Source organism: Fannyhessea vaginae DSM 15829 (assembly GCF_000159235.2).
GTDB lineage: Bacteria > Actinomycetota > Coriobacteriia > Coriobacteriales > Atopobiaceae > Fannyhessea > Fannyhessea vaginae.
In genome coordinates this window covers 41,209-63,835 of sequence record NZ_ACGK02000001.1, presented here as the reverse complement: position 1 = coordinate 63,835, position 22,627 = coordinate 41,209, and the positions used below count along the sequence as shown (strand labels likewise).

At 42.3% G+C, this 22,627-nt stretch carries 21 protein-coding genes; 15 read left to right on the top strand and 6 right to left on the bottom strand.

Translation table 11 applies throughout. The features are described from left to right. Positions 1-5 precede the first annotated feature (5 nt). A complete protein-coding gene (locus HMPREF0091_RS00255; RefSeq protein WP_010241324.1) occupies positions 6-707 on the bottom strand; it encodes a GntR family transcriptional regulator in 702 nt (233 codons plus the stop codon). Positions 708-1,191: 484 nt separating this feature from the next. Between HMPREF0091_RS00255 and HMPREF0091_RS00250 the strand changes: the two genes are divergently transcribed. From HMPREF0091_RS00250 to asnS, 5 genes are all read left to right on the top strand, one after another. Continuing rightward, a complete protein-coding gene (locus HMPREF0091_RS00250) occupies positions 1,192-1,923 on the top strand; it encodes a uracil-DNA glycosylase (RefSeq protein ID WP_006302159.1) in 732 nt (243 codons plus the stop codon). Between the two features lie 197 nt (positions 1,924-2,120). After that, positions 2,121-2,561, top strand: a complete 441-nt coding sequence (gene rplM, locus HMPREF0091_RS00245) for a 50S ribosomal protein L13 (RefSeq protein WP_006302158.1) — start codon at positions 2,121-2,123, stop codon at positions 2,559-2,561. A 3-nt stretch (positions 2,562-2,564) separates the two neighbouring features. Next, positions 2,565-2,960: a 30S ribosomal protein S9 gene (gene rpsI, locus HMPREF0091_RS00240; protein WP_006302157.1), complete on the top strand. Its 396-nt coding sequence runs from the start codon at positions 2,565-2,567 to the stop codon at positions 2,958-2,960. Positions 2,961-3,203: 243 nt separating this feature from the next. Then, positions 3,204-4,541 (top strand): phosphoglucosamine mutase, encoded by a 1,338-nt coding sequence (gene glmM, locus HMPREF0091_RS00235; RefSeq protein WP_006302156.1) that lies wholly within the window; start codon positions 3,204-3,206, stop codon positions 4,539-4,541. A 226-nt stretch (positions 4,542-4,767) separates the two neighbouring features. Further along, positions 4,768-6,168 (top strand): asparagine--tRNA ligase, encoded by a 1,401-nt coding sequence (asnS, locus tag HMPREF0091_RS00230; RefSeq protein WP_006302155.1) that lies wholly within the window; start codon positions 4,768-4,770, stop codon positions 6,166-6,168. 38 nt (positions 6,169-6,206) lie between these two features. Here the strand turns inward: asnS and HMPREF0091_RS00225 are convergent, their stop codons facing one another. Continuing rightward, a complete protein-coding gene (locus HMPREF0091_RS00225; protein WP_006302154.1) occupies positions 6,207-6,662 on the bottom strand; it encodes an aminoacyl-tRNA hydrolase in 456 nt (151 codons plus the stop codon). Positions 6,663-6,940: 278 nt separating this feature from the next. Between HMPREF0091_RS00225 and murI the strand changes: the two genes are divergently transcribed. Beyond that, positions 6,941-7,726: a glutamate racemase gene (gene murI / locus HMPREF0091_RS00220; protein ID WP_006302153.1), complete on the top strand. Its 786-nt coding sequence runs from the start codon at positions 6,941-6,943 to the stop codon at positions 7,724-7,726. A 65-nt stretch (positions 7,727-7,791) separates the two neighbouring features. On the opposite strand, the gene HMPREF0091_RS00215 is transcribed toward murI, so the two are convergent. Next, positions 7,792-8,694, bottom strand: a complete 903-nt coding sequence (locus HMPREF0091_RS00215) for a DegV family protein (RefSeq protein ID WP_010241103.1) — start codon at positions 8,692-8,694, stop codon at positions 7,792-7,794. 333 nt (positions 8,695-9,027) lie between these two features. On the opposite strand from HMPREF0091_RS00215, the gene HMPREF0091_RS00210 reads away from it, so the two are divergent. The 6 genes from HMPREF0091_RS00210 (at position 9,028) to HMPREF0091_RS00180 (ending at position 14,581) form a co-directional block, all read left to right on the top strand. Then, on the top strand, positions 9,028-9,309 hold the full coding sequence (locus HMPREF0091_RS00210) for a GNAT family N-acetyltransferase (RefSeq protein ID WP_006302151.1): 282 nt from the start codon (positions 9,028-9,030) through the stop codon (positions 9,307-9,309). 116 nt (positions 9,310-9,425) lie between these two features. Continuing rightward, positions 9,426-10,193 carry a DUF554 domain-containing protein gene (locus HMPREF0091_RS00205; RefSeq protein WP_006302150.1) on the top strand — a complete coding sequence of 256 codons (768 nt, stop codon included), beginning with the start codon at positions 9,426-9,428 and terminating at the stop codon, positions 10,191-10,193. A 298-nt stretch (positions 10,194-10,491) separates the two neighbouring features. Beyond that, complete coding sequence (locus HMPREF0091_RS00195) at positions 10,492-11,229, top strand: hypothetical protein (protein WP_006302148.1); 738 nt, start codon at positions 10,492-10,494, stop codon at positions 11,227-11,229. A 248-nt stretch (positions 11,230-11,477) separates the two neighbouring features. Next, complete coding sequence (locus HMPREF0091_RS00190) at positions 11,478-11,951, top strand: deoxycytidylate deaminase (RefSeq protein WP_010241112.1); 474 nt, start codon at positions 11,478-11,480, stop codon at positions 11,949-11,951. Positions 11,952-12,010: 59 nt separating this feature from the next. Then, positions 12,011-14,041, top strand: a complete 2,031-nt coding sequence (gene htpG, locus HMPREF0091_RS00185; protein WP_006302146.1) for a molecular chaperone HtpG — start codon at positions 12,011-12,013, stop codon at positions 14,039-14,041. A gap of 84 nt (positions 14,042-14,125) precedes the next feature. After that, a complete protein-coding gene (locus HMPREF0091_RS00180) occupies positions 14,126-14,581 on the top strand; it encodes a Fur family transcriptional regulator (protein ID WP_006302145.1) in 456 nt (151 codons plus the stop codon). Between the two features lie 86 nt (positions 14,582-14,667). Here the strand turns inward: HMPREF0091_RS00180 and HMPREF0091_RS00175 are convergent, their stop codons facing one another. Together HMPREF0091_RS00175 and HMPREF0091_RS00170 are read right to left on the bottom strand one after the other, a co-directional pair. After that, entirely contained in the window at positions 14,668-15,636 is a 969-nt protein-coding gene (locus HMPREF0091_RS00175) for a 3'-5' exonuclease (RefSeq protein WP_006302144.1), read from the bottom strand. 102 nt (positions 15,637-15,738) lie between these two features. Next, positions 15,739-16,437, bottom strand: coding sequence for an MgtC/SapB family protein (locus HMPREF0091_RS00170; RefSeq protein WP_006302143.1), 699 nt, complete (start codon positions 16,435-16,437; stop codon positions 15,739-15,741). Positions 16,438-16,951: 514 nt separating this feature from the next. Here HMPREF0091_RS00170 and HMPREF0091_RS00165 point away from each other — a divergent pair. Further along, entirely contained in the window at positions 16,952-17,557 is a 606-nt protein-coding gene (locus tag HMPREF0091_RS00165; protein WP_155811595.1) for a CPBP family intramembrane glutamic endopeptidase, read from the top strand. A gap of 103 nt (positions 17,558-17,660) precedes the next feature. On the opposite strand, the gene HMPREF0091_RS06105 is transcribed toward HMPREF0091_RS00165, so the two are convergent. Next, complete coding sequence (locus HMPREF0091_RS06105; RefSeq protein ID WP_050791074.1) at positions 17,661-19,220, bottom strand: L,D-transpeptidase; 1,560 nt, start codon at positions 19,218-19,220, stop codon at positions 17,661-17,663. A gap of 459 nt (positions 19,221-19,679) precedes the next feature. Here HMPREF0091_RS06105 and HMPREF0091_RS00155 point away from each other — a divergent pair, with 459 nt between their 5' ends. Next, entirely contained in the window at positions 19,680-20,828 is a 1,149-nt protein-coding gene (locus HMPREF0091_RS00155; protein ID WP_006302139.1) for an extracellular solute-binding protein, read from the top strand. 86 nt (positions 20,829-20,914) lie between these two features. Continuing rightward, the gene (locus tag HMPREF0091_RS00150; RefSeq protein WP_006302138.1) at positions 20,915-22,621 is read left to right on the top strand and encodes an ABC transporter permease; all 1,707 of its coding nucleotides are present in this window, start codon (positions 20,915-20,917) and stop codon (positions 22,619-22,621) included. Positions 22,622-22,627 lie beyond the last annotated feature (6 nt).

Sequence of the window (22,627 nt, the reverse complement as noted above, 5' to 3'; positions counted from 1 at the left end):
TTGTACTATCGATTGGTGATAGAAACTTTGAAGAACTCGCAGCGTATAAAGCTTAAGGAATACTCAAGAGGCTTTCCGGTGATAGAAGAACTTGTTTTTCTTATCTGTTTAACGCATACTTCGCCTTCGTGCAAGCCTAAAATATCTGCTACATGTTTTTCGGCAGGAACCTCAATGCAGATACTTTGTTCGTAAGGCTCATCACGTAAACAAATGCGTTTATTTGCGCTTATGTAGTCGTAAAGTTGAGTGTATTTATTTTTGTCGCTGTGTTCATCGATCAATTCTTTTACCAAATAATTTTCTTGATATTCAAAAGTCATATCGTTAACTGAATGAGTTCGTGCGATTGCGATGCAATAATTATCATCGTTTAAATCAAGCTCGGAGAGAATCTTATGATTTGAGTTGCGTTGCACATACACAACTGCAGACACTTCGTTTGTAATACTTTGATTGATGATGTGGACAAGCTTCTCATTCTTGCGTTGTGGTGCTTGTGAAATAAAAGTCCCCCGTCCTTGATGACGGACAAGATAACCTTCTCGTACAAGATCACTGAGCGCGCGTACAACCGTAATGGATGAAACATTAAACTTGTGAATAAGCTCAGCTTCGGTGTAGAACTTTTGACCGACAGAAAAATTACCAGTAGTGATTTCGGCCTTTAGGGTGTCTTTTACCAATGAATATTTGGGTATTTTCATGTGACGGCCTTTCCGTAATGCTGCACCCGCCAGTTGGATGAAATACATATTATTGCCATATAGACACGTGCCTGTGTAGCTCCTTGTGCGCGTAGCTTATGAGCTGTCTGGTACAGCTGGCTATATCACACACCATAGTATACTCTTTATACCATAACGTCCATATAATCCTATATTGTATAAAGTATGCTGAAAAAGCTTATGCATTCACGTATCAATTGTACTGCAATTATCATTCTAAAGTTCATGTAAAATATGAAAAAATCTCTGAACACAATCAATTTGTATTCAAAAAAATATAGGAATGCGATAGCACCACTCACGGGCATATGAAGTTATAATTTATACGTGGCCTAATGTAGGCACGTAATAAAAAGCAGGTTTTGTACCAAGCATAAAAAATTGGTATCATTTAGGTATATCTCATAATGTATCTGTTACATATCAATACGTATACAATTTTGTGTTATAAGGTGAGCGCAACATGCCTGTACAGTTTGAAAATGCACCAACTGACTCTTTGCAGAATTCAAAAAAATGGTTTCCTTATATGTCTCGTGAGTCACGCGAACAAGTGCATACAATGAATCACCTTATAACAACACTTGTCGAACAAGAGCACAAAACGGTGTATCCTCCGCGCGACAAGATATATAACGCTCTTAAGCTCACGCCCCCCGATAAGGTGAAGGCAATTATCATTGGACAAGATCCCTACCATGAGCCACATCAAGCTAATGGGCTTGCATTTTCGGTAGACGCTCCCACCAAAATTCCGCCTTCGCTTCGCAATATATTTATTGAAATGCACGATGATTTGGGAATAGATATTCCAACAACAGGTGATTTAACACCATGGGCGCGCGCAGGCGTGCTTCTTCTTAATGCTACACTGAGCGTTGAGGCTCATAAGGCAAATAGTCACCAAAAATTGGGCTGGGATATGGTAACTCAGGAAATTTTGCGCGTTGCATTGCGTTTTGGGCAACCCAAAGTACTTATGTGCTGGGGAAGTTTTGCGTATCGCATTACACAAGACGCCATGCGCGCCATACAGCCTCAACACGTATGTGTTCTAAGGTCTACACATCCCAGTCCGCTTTCTGCGTACAAAGGTACTGCCGCCTGTCCAGCTTTTATGGGCTCAAGGCCGTTTTCAAAGGCGAATGCTTTTTTGGCTTCTCAAGGCGTCGAGCCAATCGATTGGCGCTTATAAGAGATAGGCATTATGAGCCGCGCATATGTATGCACCGCAGTTGCGTGAGGTTTTTGTGTATAAAATTTGAACGGCTTAGCAATGCGAAGGTTCAGCCAACATAAACAAATAAAAATGACGTATACTTTTAAGGCTTACCACTGAGCCCCGTAATCTCAAAAGGATAAGCGGTTTATCGTAATAACTGGAGGAGTCAAGTGACTAAATCGACTCATTACGCCAAAGCAGGCGAAGTAGAGCGCAAATGGGTGCTCATCGATGCAGATGGCGCAACACTCGGTCGTCTTGCGACCAAAGCTGCGATGATTCTTCGTGGCAAAAACAAGCCTCAGTACACACCTAATGCTGATACTGGAGACTTTGTTGTTATCATTAACGCTGCTAAAGTTCAGCTGACTGGCAATAAAGCGGCAGAGAAAACTTACTGGCGTCACTCTGGATTCCTTGGCGGCATTAAGTTTGAGTCTTTTGCCGAGGCTATGGAAAAACATCCTGAACGCGTTATTGAACACGCTGTTAAAGGCATGCTTCCAAAGGGTACCCTTGGACGCAAACAAGCTACCAAGCTTAAGGTGTATGCAGGTGCTGAGCATCCTCATACTGCACAGAACCCACAAAAGATTGATTTGGAGGCATAGCACATGGCTGATACAAGCGCTGTATACACCGGCACTGGCCGCCGTAAAGAGGCTACTGCCCGTGTTCGTTTAATTCCTGGAACTGGTAAAATCTTGGTAAATGGTCGCGATGCTGGCTTGTACTTTGGTCGCCACCAATTGCTTGACAATGCTCTTGCACCATTTCGCGTAACCGATACTGTTAATCGCTTTGATGTTGTTGCTTTGTGTGACGGCGGCGGCATTAATGGTCAGTCTGGTGCGCTTCGTTTGGGTATTGCTCGTGCACTTCTTGAAGCAGGCGAGTATCGTGCAGATCTTAAAAAAGCAGGTTTGCTTACTCGTGACTCACGTGCTGTTGAGCGTAAGAAATACGGTCTAAAGAAGGCTCGTAAACGCCCGCAATTCTCAAAGCGTTAATTTTATACACATATGTGTATTACAGAACTTGTCTGGTATGCAGGCAAGTTCTTTTTTTGTAACAAGTCCGTGTGTAAGCGGCTTATACATAAAACATCTGTGATGTGTGCGCTTTTCGCAATAATGCGTCAATCGGTTTATAATAAGTAACAACTTTTGTGTCTGTATAAGCTTTTATGTATGAGCCGCTTATCGAGACATAACGTTGGATTCATGCACTGCAATATAGAAGGGGTACTACGAATGAAGTACTTTGGAACAGATGGTTTTAGAGGTAAAGCCAACGAAGGCTTACGTGTTGATCATGCTTTTAAAATAGGTAGATTTATCGGCTGGTATTACGGCTTGCGCGAAGGTAAAAAAGCGCGCATTCTGTTAGGAAAAGATACACGACGCTCAAGCTACATGTTTGAAAGTGCGCTTGTCTCGGGTCTTGTTGCTTCAGGTGCAGATACTTATATTTTGCATGTTATTCCAACCCCGGGACTTTCCTATGAGGTGCTTGATGGTGGTTTTGACTGCGGAATTATGATTACAGCCTCGCATAATCCCTTTGATGATAACGGCATTAAGCTGGTAAATTCCGAGGGTTATAAGATGGACGAAGACGTCTTATTGCAGGTTGAGGCCTATATTGATGGCGCAAGTGATGTTCCACTGGCAACAGGGGATAAAATTGGCTGCACCGTAGATTATATGCAGGGAAGAAATCGCTATATTGCGCACCTTATTGCATCGTGTGGATTCTCAATGCAAGGTTGGCGCGTTGGTTTGGACTGTGCCAATGGTGCTGCGTCAAGTGTTGCACGTCCTGTATTCGACGCTATGGGCGCAGAAACGCATGTTATCAACAACGCGCCGAGTGGCTTTAATATTAACGTTGATTGTGGATCTACTCATATCGAGCGCCTCCAGGATCTTGTCTTACGTAACCATCTTGATGTGGGCTTTGCCTACGATGGTGATGCAGATAGATGCTTGGCTGTGGACGAGCGAGGTCACGTTATTGATGGAGACCTTATTCTGTATATTTGCGGTACGTATCTGGCTAAGCACGGTCGTTTAGCTAAAAATACCATTGTGCCTACCGTTATGAGTAATTTTGGCCTGTTTAAAGCATTTGATGACGCAGGTATTTCTTATGTAAAAACTGACGTTGGCGATAAAAACGTATGGGCTGCTATGATGAAGGGCGGTTTCTCGTTAGGTGGCGAGCAATCGGGTCATGTGATTTTCTCTGATCTTGAGAAAACAGGCGATGGAATTATGACCAGTTTGCGCGTAATGGAAGTTCTCAATGCCGAGCGCGAAAAACTCTCCGAACTTGCGCGCCCTGTTGTCCGTTATCCGCAGCAGCTTATCAATGTTCATGTTGCTGATAAAAAAGCAGTTATGGAAGCTAAGGACGTAACAGCAGCTATTCATAAAGCGCAGGAATTTTTAGAGGGCAATGGTCGTGTGTTGGTGCGTGCAAGTGGAACAGAGCCACTTATTCGTGTTTTGGCTGAAGCTCCTACCGATGAGTTGTGCGAGAAAGCAAACGCTTTTGTTCTGCAAGCGCTTGAACCTTATAAAGCGTAAGGCTTCAAATAAACGCCTACCATGTAACAAAAGAGGCTATGTAGCATATTAAGCATACGCAATCATGTAAACCTTCCGCTGTGGCGGGAGGTTTTTTTGAGAAAAACCATTGTAAAGATAAAGATTTATTACTTTGGAAAAATTGAGCGTCGTTTTGATATAGAATTACATGTATTGTAAGCGATAAAACCAACGTAGGCGCGCTGTACCACGAGGAGATACATATATGGATAGAACCAAAATTGCAGCCATTTATGATGATATGGATTCGTTTGATAAGACCGAAGTAGTTGTTGCCGGATGGCTGCGCTCTGTTCGTGATATGAAGAATTTTGGTTTTGTTACCATAAATGATGGAAGCTGCTTTAGAGACCTTCAGGTTGTTATGCAACGCGAAACGCTTCAAAATTATGCCGAAATAGCTGCTCAGAACATGGGTGCGGCGCTTATTGTAACAGGAACGCTTGAGCTTACGCCCTCGCGTCCTCAACCTTTTGAGCTTCAAGCAAAAACCATTATGGTTGAAGGCACCTCCGATCCTGATTACCCCATGCAAAAGAAACGCGCTTCTCGTGAGTTTTTACGTACGCAGCAGCATTTACGTGCTCGTACTAATTTGTTCCGTGCGGTATTTCGTGTTCGCTCTACCGCAGCTTTTGCAATTCATAAGTTTTTTCAAGAACGCGGCTTTGTGTATGTCCATACGCCTATTATTACCTCGTCTGATGCCGAGGGTGCAGGCGAGATGTTCAAAGTCACTACCTTTGATTTAGCTCATGTTCCTATGAAAGATGGTGCGGTTGATTACAGTCAAGATTTCTTTGGTGCGCCTACGAGCTTAACAGTGTCGGGTCAGCTTGAGGCCGAAAACTTTGCTATGAGTTTTGGTGATGTCTACACGTTTGGTCCAACATTTAGAGCAGAAAACTCTAATACGCGCCGTCATGCTGCAGAATTTTGGATGGTAGAGCCCGAGATGGCGTTTTGTGATCTTAAAGGGTATATGGATTGCGCCGAGGCTATGCTTAAATATGTGATTTCCTATGTTATGGACGCTTGCCCGTATGAGATGGAGCTGTTTAACAAGTTTGTAGACAAGGGTTTGCAGGCTCGCTTAGAGCATGTTGCACACTCAGATTTTGCGCGCGTAAGTTATACGGATGCTATTTCTATTTTGCAGGAAGCTCAAGCTCAAGGTCATGATTTTACCTATCCTGTTTCGTGGGGTGTTGACTTGCAAACCGAGCATGAACGCTATCTTACTGAAGAGCATTTTAAAAAGCCAACATTTGTTACCGACTATCCTGCGGAAATTAAAGCATTTTATATGCGCATGAATGATGACGATAAAACCGTTGCTGCTGCAGATTGTTTGGTTCCCGGTATTGGCGAAATTATCGGCGGATCTCAGCGTGAGGAGCGCCTTGATCGTTTGGAACAACGCATTAAAGACCTGGGCATGGATCCTAAGCAGTATGCTTACTATTGCGATTTGCGCAAGTATGGTTCGTGCCATCACGCTGGCTTTGGTTTAGGTTTTGAGCGTCTTGTAATGTACTTAACGGGCGTTGACAACATCCGCGATGTTTTGCCTCATCCGCGCACCGTTGGTAACGCCGAATTTTAGCCGTTTTGTACTGTTCGCACGCGATTATGGCGTGTAGATCAGTAGAGTGGTAAATCGGCAGTTATAGGATCAATTTGTTCGGGAAAAAGCGGCTCAAACGCGCAGCAAGTGTAGGTTGCTTCACCGTGAAACTCGGTAAGTCCAGCATCCTTAATTAAAGCTACTAGAAAGCCGCTTTGTCTTCCTTTATCAACAATGCGCAACAACTCGTCTTCTGAAGAAACGTATACACAAATTTTTGCGACGCCTGCTTCAAACCACGCATCAAGAGGAGTTATATCATCGGAATAGGTTTCATGCGTTTGCGGTGCAAGATAGGCGTATGTATGCTCGTCATTCAGTGTTATATCTGATTGTCGTTCATTATGAGCCAAAGCCATAAGCACGGCTTCTACGCTTGCATGACTAGCTTGAGCTGCGATTTTTCCTTTTCGCATATGAAGATCTTTGCGCATGATAATAAGTTGCTTTGCTTTATAAGAACCACCAGACATAAATCCTGCTTTCAAAACGAATAGCTTATTGCGTACAGTATAGTGTAGCCGTGCTGAGAAGACGTTGCAATTTTGTTGAGTGACCTAGCGACAATGAGCGCTTTAGATATCGTTTCTTTAAGGTGGTCAACCTTTATTTTATACGAGATGACAACCGCAATACTCAAGTTGGCAATCGTAATAAGCGTGTAAACTCTTTAATTGCAGCTTATTGTGCCTTATACTTGTGTAATAATTTATATACGTGCGAGCCTGCGTAATGGATATAAGGTGAAAGTATGAGCAATCGTCAGGGTTTTATAGGCGTTTTTGATTCGGGATTAGGTGGAATCAGTGTTCTTAAGAAGCTGGTGAGCCAGCTTCCCCACGAAGATTTCTTTTATTTTGGAGATACTGGTCATAATCCTTATGGGGCGCGTAGTGCTGATGATATTTTTGATCTGTCAAAAGCCATTGTAGATAACATGGTCTGCAAAGGAGCAAAGGCCGTAGTAATTGCATGTAATACGGCAACTGCCGTTGCTGCGCATAAGCTGCGCACAATGTATCCTCAACTTCCGCTGATTGGCATAGAACCTGCTCTTAAACAGGCGTGTGACGCACATATCTATAAACATATTTTGGTATTGGCAACGCCTGTGACGCTGCGCATGGAAAAATTCCATCAGCTTCGTGATCGTATGTGCGCATGTAACAGTGCCAACGTAAAGATTTCCGCTTTGGCATGCGATGGTTTGGCGCATAGAATTGAGCAGGGAAATCTTGATGCGCCCGATTTAGATAACGATTTGCGAACTATATTGGCTCCCTATATTGGCTCCGTTGATGCGGTAGTTTTGGGGTGTACGCATTATCCTTTTGTAAAAGATCGCATTGTATCAATCTTGGGAAATCCCGTGTGCTTTGATGGTGCCGCAGGAGTTGCTCATCATGTACGTGATGTTTTGCAGGATAGAGATCTGCTGAACGATCAAATTGAGCGTGGGTGTGTGACGTTTGCAACAAGTGCTCATGACGCGCATCAACTTGATTTGTACGAGCAGTTTTATCATTTGCCACAGTAAAGCAAAAGAAAGCTTAAAGCGGTGTATAGAGAATTAAGGTGGTGCATAGAGAACTATGCACTTGCTTATTGTTTTGAGGAAACTGCTCTTTCTTTTCCCCAGTAAAATACGGCAACAGTTCCAGGTCCGGTATGACAGCCGATAGTGGCTCCAATTTCAAAATTTTGAATAGAGCTAGGCTCAAGCGATGGAAAAGCGTTTTGTATCTGTGACGCAAGTTCAAGCGCGTCTGTCTCGCAATCAGAATTGCTTAAAAACACCTTGCCACAGATTTCTTGAGGGTTAGGAATGGTTGCTTTTATTATGTCGATGAGGCGTTTTATAGCGCGATTTTTTGTACGCACCTTTTCTACAACTTCAAGCGCGCCTGTTTGAGAAATGGCAAGAATAGGACAGATTTTAAGCAAGCCGCCGATAGCACCAGCTGTTTTTGATACGCGTCCGCCTTTTATGAAAAAGCGCAAATCCGAGGTAAAAAACCAAGCTTGTATGTTTAGGCGATTCTTTTGTGCCCACTCAGAAACTTCCTTTGCATCCATGCCTTCATCGCGCAAGTCGGCAAGCTTATCTACTAAGAGCCCAAATCCAGCGGATGCGTTGAGCGAATCAATAACTTCAATGCGGCGCGCAGGAAAACGTTGTTGGAGCTCTTCTTGCGCGGTACATGCAGCGTTGTAGGTCCCCGAAACCGCAGAAGAAAGGCATACATGGACAATGTCTTTGCCTTCTTCTAAAAAAGGAGTCCATGATTGAATGTATGCTCCAGTAGACACGCACGAAGTTTTTGCATCAGCACCTTTAAGCATACGTTCAAAAATTTCATGACTAGAGTTAGAAGCGCCAAAATCATCTTTGAACGCAACGCCATCAAGCTCGTAATTAAAATAAATGCAGTTAATCGAACGCTTAGCAAGATACTCTTTTGTTAAGTCAACTGTTGAGCAGCAGCTCAATACAAAATCACTCATGTGCACTCCCTTCTGTTTGTATATCAGAATAACTATTTTTCTTAAAAAAGTTTCGATGATTTGGCATGTGTCTTTGAAGTGTAACAATATATCAAAACTATATAAAGTAAATGATTCGATTGTCTTACGGTTTGCGTTTATAATTCTCAAATACACAGCATAGCTGGTATTAATATACATCTATTTGTATAAGAGATCGAGAAAAGACGCGAAAACATGAGTATCCCTCATTTTTTTCGTTTATTTATCGTGTAATTTTTATTTCTAGGTAATTTGCGTTCATACTTGACAAGAGATAACGATGAACTATAAACGCGTAAGAAGGAGTTGACCATGGTTTTTCAAACTACTCCAAATGAAGTTCTTTTTTTGGGTGATACTGGCGACGTTAAAGGTCGCGTACGCATGAGCGATCCACAAGATGGTGTAATTGATATTGTAGAAACATATGTAAGCCCTAATGACCGTGGCCTTGGCTTTGCAGGCAGGCTTATGGGTCGCGCAGCGGCATATATTAAGGATTCGGGCAATCGTGCAAAGCTTTCGTGTAGTTATGCAAAATCATGGTTTGCAAAGCACCCCGAATATCAAGATATTGTGGATGACGCCTCATAACACGAGGTTAAACGCTATCATATGCAAACAAACACGTACTGATTAGTTCATGCGTGTTTTTTATTGGCCTTGAGGTGCCGCGGCACAAAGGCATCATAAGAAAGGAGCGTTGATACATGATACTTACAGGAGCGCTTGTTGATGCAATTCTTGCATGTGCAGGAGGCATTTTAGGGCTTATTTTTCGCCGTCATGTATCACGTGATCTAGGGGAGTTCTTGCTGATCGGTCAAGGTCTTGTTTGTATTTTGCTGGGCATACAAGGAATGATTGGGTATCACAGCGATATTTGCGTTATAACGCTTTCTATGGGCTTTGGTTTTTTAATTGGATTTGCGCTCAATATAGATTCAAAAATTACACATTTTGCCAATATTATGCAGGAATCACTTGCGCGTCTTGCTCAAAAATTTTCTGGTAAAGCACAAACAAACGCAACTAGGAGCGAAGACGACTCATGTGCTCACACTTCCTTTTCTTCGGGCTTTATTTGTGCAAGCGTGTTTACCTGTACGGGTGCTATGGCTATTATTGGTTCGCTGCAAAGCGGTATGCAACTTGACCATTCAACGCTTCTGGCAAAGGGCTTTATTGATATGATTTCCTGTTTTGCGTTTGGTGCCTCTATGGGCAAAGGCGTGCCGTTTTGTGCGTTGAGCGTGTTCATTTATGAAGGATGCTTAAGCGTTCTGGCTCATATTGTGAGTCCATATTTAAGTCCTGAGGTCATTAATAATGTTGTTGCATCTGGTTCGCTTCTTTTAATTGTTGTGGGCTTTAACCTTATGAAAGTTGGAAAGTTTAAGGTTGCAAATATGCTGCCTGCTGCGTTTTTGCCCATTATTTTTGTTCCGCTTATTGCGTGGTTTAGTTCTTTACTTTAAATTGCTTGCGTAGGAATATATGCTTTTAAGTGTGCGCTCATTTCTTTTCTGATAAAAATATTGTTTGATTCGTTGTAGCACTCGATAACCATCTGCAGGCAATACACGTCCATATACGTAACTGTTGTATGACGCCTGTGCATCTTCGGTTAAGCTGATTTTGTGCTGATACAAATGTCTGTACATAAGCTTTGCGCTTTGCAGTGCCTTAATGGTAAGCTCGCGTACCGTGTACTCAAAAAACAGGCTCATTGTATCTAGGTTTGGTGTTTAGAACGTCAGCAGAGGTGACGACGAAATGGTATTTGAAGTTATGTTTATAATACTTGTGTGCGTTCCTCTTTTTGTTGTATGGCGCATGTGGGAGCGTTCAAACGATCTTGCCGAGCGACATCACGCACACCATGATACCTATTCGGTTTCTCCTGCATTGTTGCAAGTTGTTGCATATGCGTCCATTTGTAGTTCGTTCATGGGAATTGTCCTTGGTTGTTTGTGCGCAACTGGTAGTATTGCGTTTGATTCGATAACCGTGACGGTATTTTTTTCTGCATTTTCGCTTACATGCGCGGCTATTTGGGTGCTATTAAGCCGTTATTGCATTGCAACCTATGATACACAAATGTGTATTACGCCATTTTTTGGTAAATCCTTTATAGTTGCGTACGAAAAAATTACCGCAATGAAATGGACGCCTGCGTATTTCTTTGCCACGCAGCAAAGTATCCGCGTTGCGTTTTGCTCGTCTCAAAACCATTCTGATTATGTATCCGCAAGTAAGTTCCTACAAGATCCCAAGAAATGTACATACGAACAAGAAGAGATAAGCAATCAAGCTCAAAACAAGCTCGCTCATCACACGCAAGATGCGATCACCAATACTAAGTCAGCGGCAACTCATGATGTATCGCAAAGTGTTGACACCAATACGTATCACGAGGATACACATTATGTATTTCATATCTGGTCAATTTTGGATATTGAACAAATTTTAATGCGTATCAATCGCTTTGATGTGCTTGATTCTCATAAATAGGTAACCGCGTGGTATATCTGGGTTGTCCTTCATTATCTGAATCATACGTATAGATGTATGATATCTGCGTAATGGTTGCTCTCACGCAACGGTTGCACTCGTTATTGTGATTATTTATTGATATATATATAATTTGCATGATAGAATATCTAAGTCTGTATAGTATATATTTTATACACATACGCTCTCTTAATTTGTTTATAAATTAAGATAAGCCTTACGTGATGATAATGCTTGAGGAGGCTAATATGCCCGGTAAACGTAAAAATGTTATCACATGGGATGAGTTTTTTATGCGCGTGGCCGCCGCAGCTGCCATGCGTAGTAAAGACCCTCATACGCAGGTTGGAGCATGTATTGCCGACAGCAATGACCGCATTTTATCGGTTGGGTATAACGGAACGCCAACAGGAATTAACGACGATGAATTTCCGTGGGAATCATCGGCAGATCCGCTTCGCGATAAGCATAATTTTGTTATCCATGCCGAGGCAAATGCATTGCTTAATTATCGAGGCTCTCTTAAAGACATGCAGGGGGCAACGGCATATGTTACGCTTTTCCCTTGTCAGGAATGTGCAAAAATGCTGGTACAAGCAGGTATTGGAGAGGTGATTTATGCCGAGGACACCTATAAAGATACCGAAGGCGCAGAAATTTCGCGTAGTATTTTAGACCGCTGTGGCATCACGTATCGTCAAATACCTTATGTAACTAAGTAACCAGCGCATCAAACATGCATCAAGCTTATAGCATATATTTAGATAGGAGATAATACCGTATGATAAAGTTTAAAACCGAAAGCAAAAAACTTCTTGATTTGATGATCAACTCCATTTACACCAATAAAGACATCTTTTTGCGCGAGCTTATTTCTAATGCATCTGACGCCCTTGATAAATTAGCATTTGCTTCACTTACCGACCCCTCAATTAAAGTTGATTCTTCAAATGCAGCTATTACCATTGATTTTGATAAGGACGCACGCACTATTACCATTCACGATAACGGTATTGGTATGACGCGCGAAGAACTAGACACCAATCTTGGAACCATTGCGCATTCTGGTTCTGAACAGTTTAAGCAGCAACAAAACTCATCTACAAGCGAAGTACAAAAATCTGATGATACCGCAGATAATACCGCAGATAATGCAGCACAAAGTTCTGCGCAGAAACCAGTTGATATTATCGGGCAATTTGGTGTTGGATTTTACTCGGCATTTATGGTTGCAAAACGTGTGCGCGTCATCAGCCGTTCTATGAGTGAGACCTGCGCCTACGAGTGGGAATCTAACGGCATTGACGGCTACGAAATTAAAGAAAGCTCTAGTCGTCCCGAGCCTGCTGATCATGGTTCGGATGTTATTTTGTATCTTAAAGATAATACCGAAGAAGATAATACTGACCATTTCTTAAGCGAGTGGACGTTGCAAGAGCTTATTCGCGAGTATTCAAACTATATTCACCATCCCATTAAAATGATGGTCACAAAAAGTCGCGAATTGCCACGTCCTAAAGACGCGGGCGATGATTACAAGCCGCAGTACGAACAATACCAAGAGCTTGAAACCATCAATTCTATGACACCTATTTGGAAAAAGCGTGCAAGTGATGTAGAAGGAAAGGATTACAACGAGTTTTATAAGTCAACGTTTCACGATTGGAATGACCCACTTTCTGTGTTGAGCTTTCACGCGGAGGGTTCGCTTTCCTATGACGCGCTTCTGTTCATTCCATCACAAGCTCCCTTTGATTTATATAGCAAGGATTACGAAAAAGGCCTTGCACTTTATTCGTCTAATGTTCTTATTCAAGATAAATGTGCCGAGCTCTTGCCCGATTATTACAACTTTGTGCGCGGCGTAATTGATTCGTGCGACATTAGTCTTAACATCTCGCGCGAAACGCTCCAAAAAAATGCTCAATTACATGCTATTGCGCGCAGAATTGAGAAAAAAGTTCATGGCGAATTGTTGCGTATGCTCAACGACAAACGCTCAGATTACGAAAAATTCTTTGAGCACTTTGGACGCGGGCTTAAATTTGGTATTTACAGTAGCTATGGCGCAAAAGCGCAAGATTTATCGCAGCTGTTACTCTTTTGGTCTGCACGCGATAAAAAGCTTATTACGCTTGCCGAATATGCAGAACACATGCCAACAGATCAAGACAAGATTTATTATGCTGCCGGCTCTTCGCGCGAGCGTATAGCACAGCTTCCTATGGTAACCGCGGCGCTCTCTCACGGCTTTGATGTTTTGTTATGCACGCAAGACGTGGACGAGTTTATGTTCCAAGTATGGCGTAACTATGAGGCGGCTGCTGCTGTACAAGATGGTGAAACGTCTGAAAAGACCACGCGTGAACTTGCATTTACAAATGTTTCAGCGGCTGGTCTTGACTTTGCGACTAAAGAAGAAAAAGAAAAGGCTCAAAAGACTCGAGAAGAGCACAAGGATGTCTTTGAGGCGCTTAAAGACGCACTTGGATCTAAAGTTAATGACGTAAGGGTTTCTGCTGAACTAGGAGATTTTCCTGCACGTATTTCTGCAGAAGGCAATGTATCTCTTGAGATGGAGCGTGTGCTTGAGCAAAGCCCCGATGCAGCACATGCGCCGCGTGCACAGCGTATTTTGGAGATCAACCCAGAGCATCCTGTGTTCAAAAAACTTGTTGATGCCTGTGCTTTAGAAGATAAAGACAAGCTTAAATTATATGCAAACGTACTTTTGGATCAGGCACTGTTGGTTGAAGGTCTTACCATTGAGGATCCAATTATGTTCGCAAAGCATATTTGTGAGTTAATGTAGACTAACTTAAGTGTTACGCTTACCATGATATAATCAAACGGTAAGCACGGTTAAAGCCTTAGTACGTATCGACAAGTATCGTGCATGTACGAGGGGAGCTTGGGTGTTGTGGTAGAGCGACGTTCATATAACACGCGACAAAAGAAGATCATAGGCGAGTTTTTGGCTAACAACCAAGACCATTATTTAAGCGTGGACGAAATTTACGCACGTCTTGCACAACAAAATGAGTCGCCTGGTAGAACAACCGTGTATAGAACTCTGGAAGCATTTGTAAAAGATGGCATTGTTGCCAAGGTTGCAGCTCCAGGGGGAGAAGAGTCGAGGTATCGTCTGGCAGGTAAAGGCCAAGAATACGGTCAACTTGTTTGCATATGCTGTGGTAAGGTTATTCCCTTTGATTGCGACGCTCTTGTTAATTTTGCCTCCCATGTTCATAACGAGCATAAGTTTGTAGTTGATCTGATGAGGTCGGTTATGTATGGGTATTGCAGTGATTGCACGCTTCATCAGTCGCCTGCTGTGCATGATAAAAAGTAGTATACCCAAGGCTACGTATGCGTTCAAAACGTAAGAGGTGCCCCTTAAAGTGAACTAAGTAACTTTAAGGGGCACAACCATTGTGCTTATGCAAACATTTCGCGCTCTTTGAACTCTGCTTGAACGGTTCTAAACATAAGATCTACGTCTTCAAGGCCAAGGTGTTTTTCTTTTTCTCCGCTTACAAGCGTTTTTCTTCTGCGTGCCCAGCTTTCAAGCGCTGCAGGTCTTGATTCACGTGGAAGCGATTTAATTTCGGGGTCGCATCGTCTACAAATATCACGAGAATCGATCACTACAATTTTTCCTTCTTTGCGTGCTTGAGCATAGCCGTTGAGGTGGAGCATAAACCACGAATCCTCAAATGCGGCATTGTGAGCCATGATAGGGAATGTACAAAACGCATGCAGCAAGGCTTCTTGAATTTTTGTTGCTTGCCTAAAGGGAGTTTTTCCTGCAATATTATCCCAGGTAATGTGATGGATTTGTGCAAGAGGAACGCCTTTTTGTGCATAGAGATCTGGCATTCCAAAATACGCACTGTGTCCGTCACGCGGGTCGGAATCTTCGCGTAAATCAATGAACTCCATACCAAGGTTAATGATGTAACCGCGGTCGGGAAAGCGCGAGGTGGTTTCGAGGTCTACACCTAAGATAGAAATAGGTTTAATAGTAGCTTCTCGATATGCGATTGAAAGATCTTGTAAGGCAGAACCTGCAGTTTTTTGCACCTTTTGAAAGCTGCGTTGTTGCATGACTGCAACAGCTCGGATGAAGTCATTGTCTGAGAGCGTTCTTTGCAGACTGCTGCCATTAACGCGTTCAAGACGTTCAATTCCGTACGAATCGCAAAGCTCGCGATTTCTATCCGCTACTTGCATAATAGTGGCAAAATCACAAGGTTCTTCACCTGCTTTAGACGCTTTCCATGCACTCATAAGCGTGGCAACGCAATCTTCGTTGCGTCTACGCTCTTCCGTGATAGCGGTATCTCCGGTGATAAAGCCTGGCAAAACAGAGCTATGTGCATGTTCGAGTGCTTGCTGAATATTCATGATGATCGTTCCTTAGGATGACTGATAACATAATATAAGTGTACACGTATAGGCAGACATTAATTGACCAAAACTAAGTTGAGGCTGTTTGCTTTTGTGAGACTAATTAACTTCTTCAACAAAACACACAAAATCAAGTGCTTGAACTGCGTCGATGAATGGCTGCTTACGTGCTCCACGCTCGAGCTTAATGGTAAATGTAGCAGCTCCTCCAAACTTACCTGCTTCTCCTTTTACCAGTTGAAATGAAGAAAAATTGCAATTCCAACTATGGAGTTTTTTAAGGAGTTCTTTAATTGCATGCTTGTCTTCTAACTCAACATACAAGGTGAAAATTCGTGCGTTTTCGTGGAGCCAATGATCGATTTTGTTAAGAATTACAAAGGTAAAGATAACAAACAGCATGGCAATGATAGTGCCTTCTGCAAATCCTGCGCCTGCCGCAAGACCAATACATGCACATGCCCATAAACCAGCTGCGGTTGTAAGGCCTTGAACTTCATTTTTGCCTGTAATGATAATAGTTCCTACGCCCAAAAAACCAACGCCACTTATGACCTGCGCGCCAATACGAGCCATATCTGCACGTACTCCAGGAAATTGATGGATAAGATATTCACTTACGATCATCGCCATAGCGGATCCTAGGCACACCAGAACATGTGTTTTAATCCCAGCGCCCTTATTTTTGAACTCGCGCTCAAAACCAATAAAAGTACCTACAAAGGTTGCTAAAAGCAGTCGTAAAAAGATAGCAAGTGGGCTCCAACTTGCAATTGAGCCTATAATATCGCGCAGCATATGTACCTTCTTCGTAGTAACGAACGTTTACTTTTGATTATGGGTAAACGTTCCCAAAACATTGTAATCCCAGTGCCTCACGAGTTGACGTGCGTTCAACATACAGTTGCTTTATAATGGATAAAGGCAGGTGGTATGTTTTTTCACTCATACCTTGTGTGTGATCTTGTGTATAAGATAGCATACCTTACCTATCAAGACGTATTGTAATGTAATTATGTGACGAATAAAAAAGGTTCTTCTTGTGAGCACATTCCATAATCTACTCACCAAACATGCATGTTTGCGGCATGTTTTACACATAGGGGCCTATGTGCTTGCCTTGTTGTTTCATATGGGTGCAACCACGCTTACTACACTTTTTTGCGTTTACCGATGTAACTTTGACCTTATGCTCACTTATGAAGCTGCAAGTCTTGTTTGGGCCATATTGCTTTGCGTGCTTCTCAACGGTTTGTCGATATTTAAAGCCACTAAAGTACAATTATGCATTTCATGGGATATATATAAGCCAATGATTTTTATTTCAATGGTAAGTGCTGCGCTTTCGATTCCCATGCTGCTGCACGATTCTATAACATCTCATGTATGCCAATCTGTTATGTATCAAATGGTCTTGTGCATAGGCATAGGCTTTTCCGAAGAAGTTTTGTTTAGGGGAGTGCTTTTCCACGGGTGCCTCAAGATATTTTCTACACATAAGCATAAATTATTCTTGAGTTGTATTGTAGTATCTTTGGTATTTGGAGCGTTTCATATACCTTGGAATCAAATTGACCTATCTGACACCATACAACTTGCCCAAATTGTAGGAAAAATTGTGCAAACGGGTTTGTGCTCTATTTTGTTGTGTTTGGTCGTGTATAAAACCAAGTCAATTGTGGGTGCTTCACTACTTCATGCGTTGGATGATTTTATTGTCATGATTATCCCATTTGGAATTTTGGGTCAGCCTGTATCAACGGACTACGTTGTTAAGGGCGCTGATGGTGTTTCGCTGTCTATCTTTTACACAATTTTGATTGTGATTTATATTGTTCCAGTTATACGAGGCATTAAATGCTATAAGCGGACTTTAGAGCCCGCGTATGCACCTGCTCAACAAAAGTTTTTTTCATGACACTATATATGTTTAAGCGTCTAGTATCATGCAACACGCTTGCACGCACGCATGCGCTCTACATGTCTACATGTTAGCTTTTATGATTTGGAGCTGTCAGGTGTTACCAGTGAACTACTACAGAGTCGCCCACGTGTACTAACGAAAAGAGTTCGGCAGCTTTACTAGGCGGTAAATTAACACAGCCATGACTTCCATTTGTTTTATAAATGCTGCCACCAAATGAACTGCGCCAGGGGGCGTCGTGCAAACCTACCATGTTACCAACAAAGGGCATCCAATAATCTACGTGTGATTTGTAGTCAGGTTCACCGTCTTTGTCGGTATCGGCACCTATAAGCGTCTGATTGCGTGCCTTAGCTCTGATTTCAAAGGTACCTGTAGGGGTGGCGTGATCGGTGCTGTTGCCTCCCGAAACAAGCCACGATTCCCATAGAATATCACCGGATTCATCGTATAGACGTGCATATTGCGTGGCAAGATTAACGTCTATGTGACGCCCAAGTTCACGCGCACCAGGGGTTTCGGCAGGTGCGCCTTTTGGTGTTGTATGTAAAACTTTAACGGGTAGGGTAATTTCGTGTACATCAAGATTACATACAGCTTGGGTAAGCAACTCATTGAGTTTGTCATAATTTATTTTTGTGATAACGCCTGCGTCGTTCGATTTAATGTGCAAATTATCTTTACCCCATGTTTCAACAGCACTTTGGTCGATGGATAGCGTTTTAGGATCGGCTACGTGCATCCATTGTGCCAACAAAGTTTTGTCTACGGTGGCAATTTGTTGCTGGTTATACATAAGCGCAATAGAAAGTTCAAGAGCCTTGTTAGCTTTGTTGTTTATCGCAATAAGATCCGGATCTTGTGCGGTAAGTGTTGGTTGTTTAAGCACGCTATCATCTAATAGCGATTCTGAGCGCAGCTCATAAATATCATGAATTACACAATCGCTTACGGCTTTGGTCTCAAGCGCGCTTCCAACTTGTGCATCTTTTATGGTAAATGATTGAGTAGAGCTGTCGTATTGTGAGTAGGCATTTACCGGATTGGTAGCGTTAGTGTTAAACGCGTTTACCTGCTCGGTTATGAGCGATTGAACAGAATCCTCATCAAAACTTGGCTGTTGCTGCATATTTATGTGCTGTGGTTGAAATACATATTGCACCCATGTAAAACCAGCTGCATTGTGCTTAAGAACATCCTCGGCACAACTTTGTGTATCAACATTTAGGTTGAGTTGGCTCTGATCAAGCGTCATATCAAAGTTGAGTCCACTTACGTGTATGGTATAAGTGGAAAGTTGCTTGTCCAAATAAGTGGCAAGCGTGTTGATATCCATATACGAAACGTCTTGTCCATTAAGGGTAGTGCGATACATAAGATGGTTGGTAAAGTATATCCCCGCACCAACATAACCTAGGATCAGAAGAACAAAAACCGCCAGAGCAATACGACGCCCGAGATGTTTGTGTGTCTGTGTATCTTTTTTATGCATGTCTTGCTGAGCGGAGCCATTCATTTCAGAAGAAGTGATGGTTTTAAGATCGGTACAAACAGCAGTATCGTTGGACGCTTGAGTTGTTTTGAGGTTGGTAATAGTTTTTGAAGGATTATTTTGCGTATCGTTGGAGGAAGCAAAGTGTGCTGCATGTTTAGACAAAGTAACCTCGATAGTTAGATTTATGGGTACAAAAGTGCTGCGTTTCAAAAGAACGTTCTCTATTTTAACGACTTAATCTATAACATTCAACATAATATATACCGTTTTTATGTATTGTTGTTTTATAGCATGTATACCACTATCAACGGGCTTTATAACCACTTAAACAAATAACCGTTTGCCAAAGTGGTTAAACCCTTTACCTAAAATCTAAGCTGTTTTGCCGATACGTGCTTGAGTGCGCTTGTATATTGTCTTATAAAAGAAACAGCTTGATTTGTTCCGGTTGCATTGTTTTTGGTTGCATGGGTTTTCTACTTCTTTGTAAGAGCATGTAGAAGATGTGCACGCATTGCATTCCTTTTATGTCAAAGTAAGTTGTACGTTCAACAGGAGCAAAAAGCACGTACCGTGTGAGGTGTATGTCTGTGAAGCGTACACGTAAGGAGAGATTTCGTTATGGAGGCGAGACATATGGTTTCTATTTCGCGCAGATCATTTTTGAAAAACACAGGAATTTTGGGAGCTGCAGTTGGCTTGGGTGCCCTTGCAGGATGTGATAAGGGCTCTACTTCGGCAAACGATGGTGGAGATTTAAGTAGAATTGCAAGCTCAGATTTAATTGATGCTGCAAAAAAAGATGGCAAGCTTGTTGTATACGGTTCAAGTGAAGAATCTCACGTTGCGGCAGTGTGCGAGAATTTCCAAACATTATTTGGCATTGATACTCAATATCAACGCCTCTCAACAGGTGAGGTTGAGTCTAAGGTTGAAGAAGAAGCTGGCAATCCATCTGCAGATGTTTGGTTTGGTGGTACAACCGATCCATATAATGTTGCTATTACTAAGGGCATTTTGGCCCCTTATCAGGCAAAAAACGCATCACACCTTATCTCTAAAGTATACATGGACAAAGACGGACATTGGTACGGTGTTTATAAAGGAATTTTGGGATTCTTCTACAATAAAGACGAGATGGATCGTCGTAATTTGGATGCTCCAAAAGACTGGCCCGATTTAATCGACGAAAAATATAAAGGCCTTATTTGGCTTTCAAACTACAATACCGCAGGTACGGCAAAGCTTGTTATTAACACCATTATTCAAAAGTACGGACACGACAAGGGCTTGGAGTATCTTACCAAGCTTGATAAAAATATTTCTGTTTATACAAAAAGCGGTTCTGGTCCTTCTAAAAATGTTGGAACGGGCGAGTGCACGCTTGGCATTGGATTTTTGCATGATGCAATCTATCAGATTGTAGATAATGGTTATCAAAATATTGGTATGGTTATTCCGTCCTCGGGTGCATCGTTTGAAGTTGGTGCAACTGCTATGTTTAAGGGCGCAAAGCACGAGAACGCCGCAAAGCTTTGGATTGAATACGCGCTTTCACCTGCATGTGTTGATCGTGGTCAGGAAGTAGGATCGTATCAATTCTTGGTAATCGATGATGCTAAACAACCAGAAGTTGCAACTCAATTTGGTCTTGATCCTAATAACGTTATGGATTATGACTTTGAAGACGCCAAGAAAAACACCGAGCAGTATGTCAAAGACACTATGGAGGCTCTTAAAGGCGGAGACGATCGCTTTAAGACCAAGTAAGTCTTGGAAAGACGGTGTGCATAACCATGTATGCACACCGTTCTTTTTACTGGTAACATTATCGAGAGCAGATAAAGGAGGGTGTTATGGCAACAAGTCAAAGTGCGCAGCTTGATCGTAAAAAGCTTTTAGCCGATCCTATCTTGGTATCAACTATTATCGTACTGGTAGCAGCACTTGTGCTGTTTATTTTGTACCCACTTGCTATCTTAATGGTTGATAGCATTGTAGGCGAACACGGTCCAACGCTTGATGTATTTGCGCGTGTTTTAGCTATGCCTACGTTTGAAACCGCTATCATTAACACACTGAATGTAGGTTTTTTTGTAGGTATTATTGCAACGTTTATTGGTCTGCTTTTTGCGTATGTAGAGGTGTACGTTAAGCTTAAAAGTCGCTTTATTAGCGGACTGTTTAAGATTGTTTCTATGTTGCCTGTTGTTTCACCTCCGTTTGTTTTGTCCTTATCGGTTATCATGCTGTTTGGTAAAGCAGGTATTATTACCAGGCACTTATTGGGCATTTACGACAATAACGTCTATGGTTTTTGGGGCATTGCGCTTGTACAAACGCTTACCTTTTTCCCTGTATGCTACATGATGTTTAGAGGTTTGCTCAAAAACATTGATCCTTCTCTTGAAGAAGCAGCTCGTGATATGGGAGCTTCTCGTTGGAAAGTCTTTACCTCGGTTACGCTTCCTCTTATTTTGCCTGGTTTGGGTAATGCATTTTTGGTTACCTTTATTGAGTCAATTGCCGACTTTGCAAACCCCATGCTTATTGGTGGTTCTTACGACACACTTGCAACATCTATCTACCTTCAAATTACGGGTGCATACGATAAACAGGGTGCTGCAGCAATGGCAGTTGTATTGCTTGGTATTACGCTTGCCATGTTTGTGGTACAAAAATATATTCTTGAGGCAAAAAGCACGGCAACGCTTACTGGTAAGGCAAGCCGCGGCCGTATGCTTATTTCCGACCTTTCGGTTCGCCTACCGCTGACCTTGTTATGCGGTTTGCTTGCATGCTTTGTTATCATGATGTATATATGCGTACCGTTTGGTGCATTGTTCAAAACCTGGGGTTATGATTTTTCGCTTACTACTAAGTGGTTTGAACAAGTATTTAAGCTCCACCACGGTTTTCAAGCGTTTAGAGACTCGTTTATTTTGTCGCTCATTGCTTCTCCCATTACAGCGCTTTTGTCTATGATCATCTCGTATTTGGTTGTAAAGCGTAAATTTGCACTTAAAGGCTTTATCGAAGCAGCATCTATGCTGGCTATGGCGGTACCTGGTACGGTATTAGGTGTTGGATATATTCGTGGTTTTTCTGGCGGACTTTTCCATACGGGCGTTATGCAAGGGCTTTATGGTAGCGCTGCAATCCTCATCATCGTATTTGTTGTGCGTTCACTTCCTACCGGAACTCGCTCTGGTATCTCTGCACTTCGACAAATAGACAAATCTATTGAGGAATCTGCCTATGACATGGGTGCAAACAGTTTCCATGTGTTTATGACGGTTACGTTGCCTCTTATTAAAGACTCGTTCCTTAGTGGTTTGGTTACAGCGTTCGTGCGTTCAATTACCGCAATTTCGGCCATCATTTTGTTAGTTACACCTCAATTTTTGCTTATTACCGTGCAGATTAACGAATTTGCCGAAAAAGGCGCATATGGTATTGCGTGTGCGTTTGCCACAATTTTGATACTTATTACCTATGGTGCAGTGCTCTTGATGAATATTGCCATCAAGTTCTTTGGTACAAGTGCATCTACAAGAGATTAACAAGGA

What these genes read in the sequence shown, in the direction of transcription:
- rpsI (WP_006302157.1), top strand. Translation starts at nt 2,565, where the DNA reads ATGGCTGATACAAGCGCTGTATACACCGGCACTGGCCGCCGTAAAGAG.
- HMPREF0091_RS00210 (WP_006302151.1), top strand. Translation starts at nt 9,028, where the DNA reads ATGGTTTTTCAAACTACTCCAAATGAAGTTCTTTTTTTGGGTGATACT.
- HMPREF0091_RS00150 (WP_006302138.1), top strand. Translation starts at nt 20,915, where the DNA reads ATGGCAACAAGTCAAAGTGCGCAGCTTGATCGTAAAAAGCTTTTAGCC.
- HMPREF0091_RS00155 (WP_006302139.1), top strand. Translation starts at nt 19,680, where the DNA reads ATGGAGGCGAGACATATGGTTTCTATTTCGCGCAGATCATTTTTGAAA.
- HMPREF0091_RS00175 (WP_006302144.1), bottom strand. Translation starts at nt 15,636, where the DNA reads ATGAATATTCAGCAAGCACTCGAACATGCACATAGCTCTGTTTTGCCA.
- HMPREF0091_RS00170 (WP_006302143.1), bottom strand. Translation starts at nt 16,437, where the DNA reads ATGCTGCGCGATATTATAGGCTCAATTGCAAGTTGGAGCCCACTTGCT.
- HMPREF0091_RS00205 (WP_006302150.1), top strand. Translation starts at nt 9,426, where the DNA reads ATGATACTTACAGGAGCGCTTGTTGATGCAATTCTTGCATGTGCAGGA.
- HMPREF0091_RS00250 (WP_006302159.1), top strand. Translation starts at nt 1,192, where the DNA reads ATGCCTGTACAGTTTGAAAATGCACCAACTGACTCTTTGCAGAATTCA.
- HMPREF0091_RS00225 (WP_006302154.1), bottom strand. Translation starts at nt 6,662, where the DNA reads ATGTCTGGTGGTTCTTATAAAGCAAAGCAACTTATTATCATGCGCAAA.
- HMPREF0091_RS00180 (WP_006302145.1), top strand. Translation starts at nt 14,126, where the DNA reads ATGTACGAGGGGAGCTTGGGTGTTGTGGTAGAGCGACGTTCATATAAC.
- htpG (WP_006302146.1), top strand. Translation starts at nt 12,011, where the DNA reads ATGATAAAGTTTAAAACCGAAAGCAAAAAACTTCTTGATTTGATGATC.
- HMPREF0091_RS00190 (WP_010241112.1), top strand. Translation starts at nt 11,478, where the DNA reads ATGCCCGGTAAACGTAAAAATGTTATCACATGGGATGAGTTTTTTATG.
- glmM (WP_006302156.1), top strand. Translation starts at nt 3,204, where the DNA reads ATGAAGTACTTTGGAACAGATGGTTTTAGAGGTAAAGCCAACGAAGGC.
- HMPREF0091_RS00165 (WP_155811595.1), top strand. Translation starts at nt 16,952, where the DNA reads ATGATTTTTATTTCAATGGTAAGTGCTGCGCTTTCGATTCCCATGCTG.
- murI (WP_006302153.1), top strand. Translation starts at nt 6,941, where the DNA reads ATGAGCAATCGTCAGGGTTTTATAGGCGTTTTTGATTCGGGATTAGGT.
- HMPREF0091_RS00255 (WP_010241324.1), bottom strand. Translation starts at nt 707, where the DNA reads ATGAAAATACCCAAATATTCATTGGTAAAAGACACCCTAAAGGCCGAA.
- asnS (WP_006302155.1), top strand. Translation starts at nt 4,768, where the DNA reads ATGGATAGAACCAAAATTGCAGCCATTTATGATGATATGGATTCGTTT.
- HMPREF0091_RS00195 (WP_006302148.1), top strand. Translation starts at nt 10,492, where the DNA reads ATGGTATTTGAAGTTATGTTTATAATACTTGTGTGCGTTCCTCTTTTT.
- HMPREF0091_RS00215 (WP_010241103.1), bottom strand. Translation starts at nt 8,694, where the DNA reads ATGAGTGATTTTGTATTGAGCTGCTGCTCAACAGTTGACTTAACAAAA.